This is a genomic window from Acinetobacter sp. V2 (assembly GCF_001188385.1).
Lineage (GTDB): Bacteria > Pseudomonadota > Gammaproteobacteria > Pseudomonadales > Moraxellaceae > Acinetobacter > Acinetobacter oleivorans.
The window spans coordinates 1-878 of the sequence record NZ_JZFB01000015.1; the positions used below are offsets into that span (position 1 = coordinate 1).

At 43.6% G+C, this 878-nt stretch carries 1 protein-coding gene; it reads right to left on the reverse strand.

Annotated elements, in window-relative coordinates:
• On the reverse strand, window positions 1-878 hold an 878-nt coding region (tuf, locus tag UC75_RS18470), incomplete at both ends, for an elongation factor Tu (RefSeq protein WP_049838425.1).

Here is an 878-nt window from a genome sequence, read left to right on the forward strand (position 1 = left end):
TTAGCAAGTACTTGACCACGTTGTACGTCTTCACGCTTAGTACCACGTAAAAGAACACCACAGTTCTCGCCTGCACGACCTTCGTCAAGAAGTTTACGGAACATTTCTACGCCAGTTACAGTTGTTTTAACTGTATCTTTAATACCAACGATCTCTACTTCTTCACCAACTTTAACGATACCAGCTTCTACACGGCCTGTTACTACAGTACCACGACCAGAAATTGAGAATACGTCTTCGATTGGCATTAAGAATGCTTTGTCGATAGCACGTTCTGGTTCTGGAATGTAAGAGTCAAGCGCTTCAACAAGAGCAAGAACTGAAGACTCGCCATATTGACCAGCATCACCGTTAAGAGCAGCAAGAGCTGAACCACGGATAACAGGAGTGTCATCACCTGGGAAGTCATAAGTAGAAAGAAGTTCACGAACTTCCATTTCTACTAATTCAAGTAATTCTTCATCATCAACAAGGTCACACTTGTTCAAGAATACGATGATGTAAGGTACACCAACCTGACGAGAAAGAAGGATGTGTTCACGAGTTTGTGGCATTGGACCATCAGTCGCAGCACATACAAGGATCGCGCCGTCCATCTGAGCAGCACCAGTAATCATGTTTTTAACATAATCGGCGTGGCCCGGGCAGTCTACGTGAGCGTAGTGACGGATTGGAGAATCGTATTCTACGTGTGAAGTATTAATTGTAATACCACGTGCTTTTTCTTCAGGTGCTGAGTCGATTTGTGAGTAATCTTTCGCTTCACCGCCGTAAGTTTTTGCACAAATAGTTGCAATCGCAGCAGTTAAAGTTGTTTTACCATGGTCAACGTGACCAATTGTGCCCACGTTTACGTGTGGCTTATTACGTTCAAACTT